This window comes from Catellatospora sp. IY07-71, assembly GCF_018326265.1.
GTDB lineage: Bacteria > Actinomycetota > Actinomycetes > Mycobacteriales > Micromonosporaceae > Catellatospora.
In genome coordinates this window covers 6512530-6523827 of sequence record NZ_AP023360.1, presented here as the reverse complement: position 1 = coordinate 6523827, position 11298 = coordinate 6512530, and the positions used below count along the sequence as shown (strand labels likewise).

Annotated in this window: 8 protein-coding genes; 4 read left to right on the top strand and 4 right to left on the bottom strand. The window is 71.7% G+C overall.

Annotated features, from left to right (window positions below):
• The first annotated feature begins 5 nt into the window (after positions 1-5).
• Positions 6-206, top strand: a complete 201-nt coding sequence (locus CS0771_RS29040) for a hypothetical protein (RefSeq protein ID WP_212843963.1) — start codon at positions 6-8, stop codon at positions 204-206.
• Positions 207-234: 28 nt separating this feature from the next.
• Here CS0771_RS29040 and CS0771_RS29035 read toward each other — a convergent pair whose 3' ends face one another.
• The 3 genes from CS0771_RS29035 to CS0771_RS29025 form a co-directional block, all read right to left on the bottom strand.
• Positions 235-1026 carry a MerR family transcriptional regulator gene (locus CS0771_RS29035; RefSeq protein ID WP_212843962.1) on the bottom strand — a complete coding sequence of 264 codons (792 nt, stop codon included), beginning with the start codon at positions 1024-1026 and terminating at the stop codon, positions 235-237.
• 33 nt (positions 1027-1059) lie between these two features.
• Positions 1060-1680: a DUF998 domain-containing protein gene (locus CS0771_RS29030; protein WP_212843961.1), complete on the bottom strand. Its 621-nt coding sequence runs from the start codon at positions 1678-1680 to the stop codon at positions 1060-1062.
• Positions 1681-1744: 64 nt separating this feature from the next.
• Positions 1745-4000: a tetratricopeptide repeat protein gene (locus CS0771_RS29025; RefSeq protein ID WP_212843960.1), complete on the bottom strand. Its 2256-nt coding sequence runs from the start codon at positions 3998-4000 to the stop codon at positions 1745-1747.
• Positions 4001-4223: 223 nt separating this feature from the next.
• Here CS0771_RS29025 and CS0771_RS29020 point away from each other — a divergent pair, with 223 nt between their 5' ends.
• Entirely contained in the window at positions 4224-4673 is a 450-nt protein-coding gene (locus tag CS0771_RS29020; protein WP_212843959.1) for a DUF2690 domain-containing protein, read from the top strand.
• 123 nt (positions 4674-4796) lie between these two features.
• On the opposite strand, the gene CS0771_RS29015 is transcribed toward CS0771_RS29020, so the two are convergent.
• A complete protein-coding gene (locus CS0771_RS29015) occupies positions 4797-8354 on the bottom strand; it encodes a ThuA domain-containing protein (protein WP_212843958.1) in 3558 nt (1185 codons plus the stop codon).
• Between the two features lie 416 nt (positions 8355-8770).
• On the opposite strand from CS0771_RS29015, the gene CS0771_RS29010 reads away from it, so the two are divergent.
• Positions 8771-10288, top strand: a complete 1518-nt coding sequence (locus tag CS0771_RS29010) for a sugar ABC transporter ATP-binding protein (protein ID WP_244871098.1) — start codon at positions 8771-8773, stop codon at positions 10286-10288.
• Positions 10285-11289, top strand: coding sequence for an ABC transporter permease (locus CS0771_RS29005; RefSeq protein ID WP_212843957.1), 1005 nt, complete (start codon positions 10285-10287; stop codon positions 11287-11289). Before CS0771_RS29010 ends, CS0771_RS29005 begins: the two co-directional genes overlap by 4 nt.
• Positions 11290-11298: the final 9 nt, after the last annotated feature.

Genomic DNA, 11298 nt, shown 5'->3' with positions numbered 1-11298 from the left:
CAGGATTGAACCCGCTATATCCGTCAGGTCAGGGCGGCGCGCAGCCGGTCGTAGGTGGGGGCGAGTTCGCGCAGCGCGGCCGCCGCGGCCGGGAGGTTGCCGGTCACCATCGGGTGCTGCAGCGAGCCGACGAGCCGCGCCTGCCCCGCCGCGATCTCCGCCGCCTCGCCGCAGCCGGCGAGCAGTACGGGCCGCTGCCCACGTAAGGAAGATGGCGCACGGGGTGCCCTTCGATCAGGCGGCGACCGGGTACGCGACGTCGAACCGCGCGCCGGTGCCGGGATAGCTTTCGTACGGATGTCCGGTGCAGGCCAGGCCATGTGCCTCGGTCCAGGCCTCCACCGCGTCGTAGACCCGCAGGATCTCGGGCATGTCCTCGTATCCGGCCGGCACCGCCAGGAAGGCCGCGGTGTGCGCCGGGACGAGGCGGATGTACAGGTCGTCGGCCGGCTCGGCGCTGCCCTCGAACGTCACCGCGACCTCGACCGGGGACTCGCTGTCCGGCGTCACCAGGTCCTGGAAGAACACCAGCAGGGTGCCGTCGCCGGGCAGCGCCGAGGCCCGCAGGTGCGCGCGGATGTCGTGCTGGGCGGTGGCGACCAGCCGCGCCAGGCTGCCGGAGCCGATCCGGCGCGTGCGGCAGAGCACCTTCGCGACCGGCACCTCGCGCAGCGCGACCGCGGCGAGCAGCGAGCCGTCCACCGGTGACTGCATCGCCTCGACCACCGCCGCCCGCTCGTCGAGCAGCTCGCGCTGGCCGTGCAGCCAGCCGCGCAGCTCGACCGCGCGGGCCTGCGGCGTCAGGTCGGCGAGGTGCCCGATCCGGGCCAGCGGCAGCCCGAGGCGGCGCAGCCGGGCCAGCAGCCGGGCCCGTGGCAGCTGGTCGGCCCGGTACTGCCGGTATCCGGTCCCCGGGTCGATCCGGGCGGGTGGGAGCAGGCCCAGCTCGGCGTAGAGGCGCAGCGCCTTCGGCGACAGCCGCGCGGCCGCCCCGAACTCTCCGGCCAGCAGGAACTTCTTCTCCACGCGGTCAGTCTGCGGCGTGCCCTTGGGGCGAGGTCAAGCCCGCTCGGCGGCCGGTCGGCGCAACAGCTGCAGGCCGGTCACCGCGATCCAGACCACCACGGGGACCAGCGCGACCCGCTCCAGCACGCTCGTGAACAGCCCTCGGCCGATCGCCAGCAGCCCGACCACCAGCATCACGGCCAGCGGCAGCGTCACCACGGCGAACACCCGCGCGATGCGCCGCAGCACCGGCTGCAGCGAGATCAGCGCCACGCCGGCCATCGCGACCACGGCCAGCCCCACCCCGAGCACGCTCGCCCCGGCATGCACCAGGTCGGCAGGGGTCGAGGGCTCGTACGGCGGCAGCGGGCAGCCCGGCGTGCAGGACACCGCCGCCGAGGCGGTGCCGAAGACGGCCGCGGTGACCAGGATGGCGAACACGAACGGCACCAGCCGCCGCAGCGCCGTCCCGAGCAGGGCCAGCGACGCGGCCAGGGTGACGATCCCGGCCCGGTAGATCCCGTCGCGCGGGCTGGCGGCCACGCCGCCCTCGCTGATGTAGCCGCGGGTCCAGGGCTCGGGGAGCACGCCGAGCGCGTACATCACCGCGCCGGTCCCCGCCGCGGCGCACAGCACGGCGAGCCCGGCCGCGACCCGGGACCTGTCCGAGAACATGAGCCAACCTAACCTTCGGCCACCGCCGGCCGCCGGTGCCCGTGCCCACGTGGTGACGCCCGCCTCACTCCTGCGCGGAGCCGGGTGCGTCGCCCGGTCGCGGCACGGCGAGCTTGCGGGCGACGTCGTTCGCCATCGGGTGGCCCGCGTCGTCGAGGAGCTTGTAGGCGTGCTCCCACCGTTCGCGGGCGGTGCCGTGATCGCCGAGAGCCTGGAACGCGTCGCCCGCGTGATGGGCCGCCTGCGCCTCGATGACGGGGTCGCCGAGTTGCCGGGCCAGGTCACCGGCGGTGTCGAACTGTGCGACGGCGGCGAGGTACGCGCCGGCGGCGTGGTGGGCCTTGCCGAGGTTGTCCCGGGTGACGGCCTCGTTGGCGACGTCGCCGGCCTGGTGCTGGAGGTCGGCGGCACGCTGGAAACAGCGGATCGCGGCGGGCGCGTCTGCGCGAAAGGCGTGGTAAAGGCCGACGGCGTTGGCGGCGCGACCGGTCCAGGCGAGGTCGGACAGGCCGGTCCAGAGTTCGAGCGAACGTTCGGCGTGCGCCAGCGCGGTCGTCACGTCGTCCTGAAGGAAGCACACGTACGACAGGACGAACTCGGTTTCGGCCTCGCCCGCGAGGTCGCCTGCCGCCCGGCACAGCCGCATGGAGTCGTGCATGTGAGCGTACGCGTCGGCGAACCGGTCGAGCCGTCCGGCGACCGCGCCGAGGAACCGGTGGGCGTGCGCGGCCGCCGCGTCGTCGATCGAGGCGGTGGCCGCCCGCAGCGCGACCGCCCACGCCGCGCCTTCGTCATGCCACCGGTGGTCCTCGTACAGGAAGGTGTCCAGGGCCCAGCCGAGCTGCCAGGCGTGCCGGTCGAGGCCGTCGTCGCCGGCCTGGCGCAGGGTCGCCAGCAGCACCGCTCTTTCGGCTTTCAGCCAGGTCAGCGCGGTCTGGTAGTCCGGCCGGCGGCTGCCCGGGGACGGTGGCACGGGCAGCGGGATCGGCGCGCGGATGGGATTCAGGACGCGGTCGGCTTCGTGAGCGGTGCTTGTGTAGTGGCCGAGCAGGCGGGTCAGCGCGGCGCGGCGCTCGGCGTCGGTGTCGGTGGCGTGGGCCTGTTCGCGGGCGTAACCGCGCAGCAGGTCGTGCAGGAGGTAGCGGTGCGGGCGGTGTTCGACGAGCAGGCCGGCTTGGACCAGCTCGTCGAGTGACTCGCCCGCGTCGTGGACGCCGGCGAGAGCGGCGGCCGCGTCGGCGGCGATGTCGGGTCCGGCGGGGAGGCCGAGCAGGCGGAACAGCCGCGCGGCGGGCGGGCTCACCGCCGCGTACGACCAGGAGAAGACGGTGTGCAGGTCGTGGTGGGTGCGCGAGCCGGCCTGGCGCACCTCGGCGGCGGCCGTCGCCAGCGCGAACCCGCTCTGGCTTACGCGCGCGGCGATCAGGGCCAGCGCCAGCGGCAGGCGCCCGCAGGCGGCGACGGCGTCCGCGGCCGTGCTGTCGTCGGCAGCACCGGCGAGGCGGGATCGGACCAGCTCGACTGCTTCGGCCTCGGTCGGCAGGCCGACCGCGACGGGCGTGGCGGCGTACTCGGCGACAAGGGCGGTCAGTGGGTTGCGGCTGGTCACCACGGTGCGCACGCCGGATCCGCCGGCCAGCAGCGGGCGCACCTGGCCGGCGTCGCGGGCGTTGTCGAGGACGACCAGCAGGCGCCGGTCGGCGGCGAGGCTCCGGAAGCGGGCCGCCTGTGCGGCCGGGTCCGGCGGGATCTCCCGTGCGGGCACGCCCAGCGCGTCGAGGAAGCCGCGGATCACGTCGGCCGGGTCGAGGGCGCCGCCGTCACGGGCGTACCCCCGCAGGTCGGCGTAGAGGCGGCCGTCGGGGAACGACGCGGCCCGGCCGTACGCCCAGTGCAGGACGAGTGCGGTCTTGCCGACGCCGGGCGGCCCGGTCACCACGGCGGGTGACGTCGCGGTGTCCAGGGCGGTCAGCAGCGCCGTCCGGCCGACGAAACTGCCGCTCATCGCCGGCAGCAGGTTCGGCGGGGCAGGCCGGAGCCGGGACTGTTGCGTCAACCCCTGGTGCACGCCGACGAGGACGTCGTGGCGGCGGCGCCATTCGGCGAGTTCGGCGTCGGTCGCGCCACAGGCGAGCAGGAACGGGCGCACCGTCGCCGCGAAGTCCGGCGGCCGTTTGATCTCCCCGTTGAGGATCGCGTAGAGCTGGGTGCGGCTGATGCCCACCTGCCGGGCGATGCCGGGCAGGTCCCTTCCCGACGCCTGCCAGTGGACCCGCAGGTCGTGGCAGAACTGCACGACCGGATTCAAACGTACGTCCACATAGGTCACCCTACCCCGTCCGGCGCCGTCCGGGTTCCGGTCCACCCCGGGACGCCGTCACCAGGACATTCCTGGAAACGATCCGGAGTCGGCCGACGTCGGCCCCGAACGACGCCCGGTGCCGGTTGACTCACGGCACACAGGCCAGAAAGTTCGAAAGGAACTCGGAATGATTCGTGGACGGATTCGATCCGCCATCGCCGTGATCGTCGCGGTTGCTGGCATGGCCGTGTTGTCCCCGGCCGCGGCGCACGCCGCCACGCCGACCGGCAAGGGCTGGGACGGCATCAGCCCGACCGACTCTCGTGCCTCGGTCTGCCAGAAGAAGCCAGACGGCTCCTCGGCCGTGTCGACGCCGACATCGAGAGACATCTACGTCAATGGAGGGCGGTCCGGCAAGATCGAGCTGCGCTACAGCTCGACGTGCCGCACCGTCTGGGGCCGCGTGCTGGTCTACACGATCCCGTCAGAGGCCGACGCGCAGGTCTACCGCTACAACGACGGTGCCAGCACGCAGTTCTGCATCGACGAGATCGCCTGGAGCAACGTGGTCGGCGCGTACACCTGCTTCACCCGCATGGTGTACGACGGCGGCTACATCGCCCAGGCGGCCGGCACCATCTGGCTCCTGCCGGACGCGGGCGTCGGCTACGCCTACACGGACTGGTACTAGGAGCTGAGCGGGGCTCGGCTCATCCGCGCGAAGCCCGTCTGACGGTGCGGCAGGCGGGATCCGGAGTCCCCGCCCGCCGCTCGCGCCGGCCCGGTCACCCAGGTGTGACCGGGCCGGCGGTTCTCACACCTGCGTGAGCCGCCACAGCTGGTTGGTGCCGGTGTGGCAGGCCCACTGGATGAGTGCGGCGTTGTCAGCGGTGGAGGCACCGTTGACGTCCAGGCACTTGCCGCTGTGCACGGCCTTGAGCTGGTACACCCCGGCGGTCGAGGTGGTGACCGCCTGCCACTTCATGTTGTTGTTCGTGGTGCAGGTCAGCTGCACCATCGCCGCCCCGTCGGCGGTCGAGCCGCCGCTCGCGGCCAGGCACTTGCCGCTGTGCAGCGCCTTGAGGTAGACGTAGCCGCCGCCCGCGTCCACGGCCTGCCACTTCTGGTTGTTGCCGCCGGTGGCGGGCCACTGCACGACCGTCGCGTTGTCGGCGGTGGAGACCCCGCTGACGTCGGCCAGCTTGCTGCTGTGCTGCGCGGTCAGGGTGTACGTCTTGCCGGCGATCCCGCCGGTCGGGGTGGTGCCGACCCCGGCTCCGGCGAAGGTGAACGAGTCGAGGTCGAAGCTGTTGTTCGAGCTCGTCTTGAACACCATGTACAGCTGGTGCGTGCCGGACAGCGCCGCCACGTTGACCGCCGCCTGCTGGACGTACGTGTCCCAGCCGCCGGTCGCCGCGACGGGGTTGGTCGCCAGCAGGGTGCCCGTGGGCGAGTCGGCGCGCAGCTCGATGCTGCCGCCGCCGCTGGGCGAGGAGAGCCGGTAGCTGACGCTGGTGATGCCCTGCAGGCTCATCGGATTGAACATGATCCAGTCGTTGTTGCTGATGTCGCCGACGCGGTTGCCGCTCTCGGCTCCGGACTGGGCGACCACCCGGATCCCGGACTGGCTGGTGAAGTACTCCGCCTGCTTGTGCTTGGGCTGCAGCACCGCGTTGGCGTATCCGGTGAGCCGGGCCACCGAGCCGTTGCCGTTGTCCTGGTAGCGGGCGTTGAGCAGGTAGAACAGGTTGGCGCCGTCGGGGTGCCCGCCGAGGTTGCCCGTGTTGACGGTGCCGGAGCAGCCGGGCAGGTCGGTGGTCGGGTGGGCGTGGTCGTCGTGCCCGAGCGCCGGGTTGGTGAACACCTGCGTGCAGTTGATCGTGCCGTCCTGCGCGTCGGTGACGGTGAGGCTGTAGGCGACGTTCTGCCCGAAGTCGAGCATGCCGCCGTTGGGCGGGGAGTTGATGGTGACCACCGGGGCGTTGTTGCCGACGGTGATCGGCACGTTGACGAACGACGACCGGCCGGTGGTGTCGGTGACGGTCAGTTTTGCCGTGTAGTTGCCGTTCGTGCTGTAGGTGCGGGTCGGGTTGGCGGCGGTGGAGTCGACGGTGCCGTTGCTGTCGAAGTCCCACGCGTAGGAGATCGTGTCGCCGTCCGAATCGGCCGAGCCGGCGCTGGAGAACGCCACGTTCAGCGGCGCGAGGCCGTTGGTCGGCGTGGCCGTGGCCTTGGCCACCGGAGCGCGCCCGCCGTGGATGTAGTCGATGCGGTACAGCCCGGAGTCGTTGTTGCCGCCGTTGAACTCCGATCCCCACTCCAGCACGTACAGCGAGCCGTCAGGGCCGAAGCGCATCGCCATCGGCTTGATGAAGCCCCCGCCCGGCAGGAACGGGTTGATCTTCACCAGGTTGCCCGAGCCGTCGAAGTGGATCTCCTTGATGTAGTTGCGGGCCCACTCGTAGAAGAAGTGCACGCCGTTGTAGTACGCGGGGAACTTCGTCGCCGAGGTGCTGGCCGCGTTGTAGCGGTAGACCGGGCCGCCCATCGGCGCCGAGCCGCCCTCGCCCATCTCCGGGAACGTCGGCGAGACGCCGTAGCCGTACCAGATCTGCGGCTGGACCAGCGGCGGCAGCGTGCGCAGGCCGGTGTTGTTCGGGGAGTCGTTGACCGGCGCGTTGCAGTTGAACTTTGCACCCACCACCCCGGTGGTCGGGTTGTACGGCGCGTACGCCTGGTTGTTGCCGTGGCAGAACGGCCAGCCGAAGTTGCCCGCCTGCTTGATCACGTTCAGCTCGACCAGGCCCTCCGGGCCGCGGTTGGTGGTCGGGCCGCCGCGGTCGGGGCCGTAGTCGGCCAGGTTCACCCAGCCGGTCTGCATGTCGACCTCGAACCGGAACGGGTTGCGGAAGCCCATCGCGTAGATCTCGGGCTTGGTCAGCGCGGTGCCGGGCGCGAACAGGTTGCCGCTGGGGATGGTGTAGGTGCCGTTGCTCTCCGGGTGGATGCGCAGCAGCTTGCCCCGCAGGTCGTTGGTGTTGCCCGCGCTGCGCGCGGCGTCCAGGAAGCTCTTGCCGGACCGCCAGTCCAGCGGGGCGTAGCCCTGCCAGGCCGGGTCGAGGTTGGGCGGGGTGTCGTCACCGGTGGACAGGAACAGGTTGCCGCCCGGCCCGAAGGCCAGATAGCCGCCGGTGTGGCCGGGCTCGCTGAACGTCCGGTCCCGGTACGCGGGAACGTTGAGCAGGACCTGCTCGCTGGACAGGTTGAGGGTGTCGCCGCTGACCGTGAACCGGGACAGCCGGTTGACGTCGGTCGAGCTCGACGCCGGCGAGTAGTACAGGTAGATCCACCCGTTGGTGGCGAAGTTCGGGTCGAGCACCATGCCGACCAGGCCGTCCTCGCCGCCGGTGTACACCGAGAGCTGGCCGGCGGTCACGGTCTGCTGCTGGGCGGGCTTGAAGACGGCGAGCTTGCCGCCGCGCTGCACGTAGAAGACCCGGCCGTCGGGGGCGATGTCCATCGCCATCGGGTCGACGGTGTTCGAGTCGAGGGTGACCTTCTCGAAGTTGCTCCACACCGTGCCGCCGCAGTCGCCGGCCAGGTTACCCGCCGCGTAGCGCACGCCGCCCAGGATATGGTTGCGGAAGTTCGCCTCGCTGTACGACGCGTCGTCGTGGCCCATCGCGGTGGCCCACACCTTGCCGCCCTCGGCCTCGCGGCACCACGAGATCGGGTGGTCGGGGCCCATCGCCGCGCCGCCCGGGTTGTAGGTGCGCTCGTCGGCGGTGACCAGCACGTGCACGTTGCCGCGCGCGTTGACGTCGAAGTTGTACCACTCCTCGGTGCGCTGCCAGTTGTCCGGCAGGTGCGAGGTGGACGGGTGCACCTTGTCGGCGACCCGCGCCCAGCCCTGCAGGGAGCCGGGGGAGTGCTCGGGCATGTGCGCGCCGCCGTTGATGGTGGCGTCCCACCAGGGGAATGCCGACTCGATGCCCATGTCGGTGGCGTTGTGGATGGCGACGATGCCCTTGCCGCTGCGCAGGAAGTTCTGGGTGGCGGTGCGCTGGGCGTCGTTGTCGAACACCATGCCGGAGGTCTGGAACATGACCAGCACGTCGAAGGTGTTGAGGTTGGCGGTGTTCAGCACGCTGGAGTCCTCGCTGAACACGACCTCGAAGTTGTTGGCCGCGGCGAGCTGGGTGAACATGCTGACACCGGCGGCGATGGATCCGTGCCGGTAGCCGGCGGTCTCGCTGAACACCAGCGCGCGGAACGCGGGTGCGGCGGTGGCGGGTCCCACGGGCAGCAGGCTCACCGCGACTGCGGTGGCCAGCGCGAGGAACGCGCCGAGGACAGGTTTGCGGCGGCTCATGCCGTCTCCTTGGTACGCGGAAAAGGACGGTCGGTCCGTCATGCGCCCGCCGCGACGCACGACCGTGCAGCACTCGACGACGCATCGAAATGTGTCGGTGTTGTTACCCGAGTGCGAAGCCGAGCATGGCCCGAGCGAGCGGGCAACGTCAATATTCAGGCGATGCCAGTTTTAGAAGAATCACTGAAAGTTTCTGGTTAGCCGGGCAAAACTAGGGTTGCTCCGGCGGAAAGCCCGTTAGCGGTCACATCGCGGCTGGTAGATGCACCAATGCCGAACCGTTATCATTTCCCGCTCGTTACGGGCTTGCTAGATCGAGCGGCGCCGTTTAACGTCCGACGCCAAGACTTCCGGTACGCAGAGCAAAAGTTCTTGTGACGCCAGCGAAAGTGTGCCGGAACGATCGAGGAGGTGCGGTGCCGCCAGACAGCGACGGCCCCCTGCTGCGGATGCGCGGCGTCGGCAAGGCCTTCTTCGGGGTACGCGTGCTCGACGACGTCGACCTCGACCTCCACTCCGGACAGGTGCACGCCCTCGTCGGCGAGAACGGCGCCGGCAAGTCCACCCTCATGAAGATCGCCAGCGGGGTGTACCAGCCCGACGCCGGGACCCTGGAGCTGGCCGGGCAGCCGGTGACGCTGCCGGACCCGCGGGCCGCCCAGGCGGCCGGGATCGGCATCATCCACCAGGAGTTCAACCTCCTGCCGGAGCGCACCGTCGCCGAGAACGTCTTCCTCGGCCGCGAGCCGATGCGCCGCGGCCTGGTCGACCGCCGCGCCATGCACGCCCGCACCGCCGAGCTGCTCGCGGGCATCGGCGAGGACGCCATCACGCCGCAGGCCAGGGTCGGCCGGCTCAGCGTCGCCCAGCAGCAGGTCGTCGAGATCGTCAAGGCGCTCGCACTGGACGCGCGGGTGCTCATCATGGACGAGCCCACCGCCTCGCTGGCCGAGCACGAGGTCGAGCTGCTCTACAAGCTGGTCCGGCGGCTGCAGCAGCGCGGCATCGGCATCCTGTACGTGTCGCACCGGCTCACCGAGGTCTTCGACCTGTCCGGCCGGATCACCGTGCTCAAGGACGGCCGCCGCGTCACCACCCTCGACACGGCCGAGGCCACCGCCGACACCCTGGTCCGGCACATGGTCGGCCGCGAGCTGTCGCACTACTACCCCGAACGCGCCGCTCCCGGCAGCGCGGGACCGGCCCGGCTGACCCTGTCCGCCGCCGGCAACGGCCGCCTGCACCCCGTCGACCTGGAGCTGCGCGCCGGTGAGGTGCTCGGCGTCGGCGGGCTGCAGGGCTCCGGGCGCTCCGCGCTGGCCCGCGCGGTGTTCGGCATCGACGGCTTCCGCACCGGGCGGGTGCTGCTGGACGGGGAGCCGGTGCGGCTGCGTTCCCCGCGCCAGGCGGTCCGGGCGGGCATCGCGTACGTCACCGAGGACCGCAAGGGCGAGGGACTCGCGCTCAGCCAGTCCGTGCTGGACAACGCCCTGCTGGCGCAGCGCGCCGTGCGGCCTCGCTGGTTCGGCCGCGCCGCCCGCACCACCACCGTGCGCGAGCTGCTCGACGCCGTGGAGGTGCACGCGGCCGGCACCGAGCAGGAGATCCGCTACCTGTCCGGCGGCAACCAGCAGAAGGTCGTGCTGGCCCGCTGGCTGGCGATGACCCCGCGGGTGCTGCTGTTCGACGAGCCCACCCGCGGCATCGACGTCGGTGCCAAGGCCGCGATCCACGACCTGATCCGCCGGCTCGCCGCCGACGGCGCGGCGGTGCTGATGATCTCGTCGGAGCTGCCCGAGCTGATCGGCATGAGCGACCGCATCGTCGTCATGTGCGACGGCGCGATCGCGGGCGAGCTGCCCGCCGGAGCGAGCGAGGAGGCCGTGATGGGCCTGGCCACCGGTGCCGCCACCAGCGCGGAGGTGCCCGCATGAGCACAGACGTGGCGCGCACGCGGCTGCGGCTGCCCACCCTCGACGCGACCAGCGGGGTCTGGGCCGCGCTCGCCCTCGCCCTGATCCTCGGCGGCACCCTGGTCGCCCTGGACGGCGGATCGCTGTTCAGCGAGTCGAGCACGATCAGCCTGCTGCAGCGGGCGGCCGGGCTCGGCATCGTCGCGGTCGGGCAGACCATGGCCATCCTCGCCGGGTCGCTGGACCTGTCGGTGGCGTACGTGATCAGCCTGACCTCGCTCGTCGCCGCCGAGACCATGGCCGGATCCGACGGCATGGTGCTGCCCGCGATCGCCGCCGTGCTCGCCGTGTCCGCCGCGATCGGGCTGCTCAACGGCCTGCTCATCACCAAGCTGCGGATCAACGCGTTCATCGCTACGCTCGGCGTCGGCCTGCTGATCAAGGGCTACCTCGAACAGGGCTACGCCGGACCGGCGGGCAGCGTGCCCACCTCGTTCCAGCACCTGGGCTACGACCGGGTCGGGCCGGTGCCGCTGTCGTTCCTGCTGTTCGCCGCGGTGGCCGCCGCGGCCTGGTTCACCCTGCGCAGCACCCGCTACGGCCATCACCTGATCGCCACCGGCGGCGACCTCGACGTGGCCCGCCTGTCCGGGGTGCGCACCGACCGGGTCCTGATCCGCACCCACGTCATCTGCTCGCTGTGCGCCGGGATCGCCGGGCTCTACCTGGCCAGCCGCCTCGGCGCGGGAGCACCCCGGGTCGGCGCCGAGGGCGGCTACGACCTGGAGTCGATCGCGGCGGTCGTGCTCGGCGGCACCGTGCTGGCCGGAGGCCGGGGCGGCGTGGCCGGCACCGTCGGCGGGGTGCTGCTGCTGGCCGTGATCGACGGCGTGTTCAACCAGCTCGAAGTGGACTCCTTCTTCAAGCAGATGGTGCGCGGCGTGGTCATCGTCGCCGCGGTCGCGGTCTACGCGCTGCGCCTGCGCCGCACCTCCGACCGGCGGAAGGCGGCCGTGGCATGAGCGAGCGCC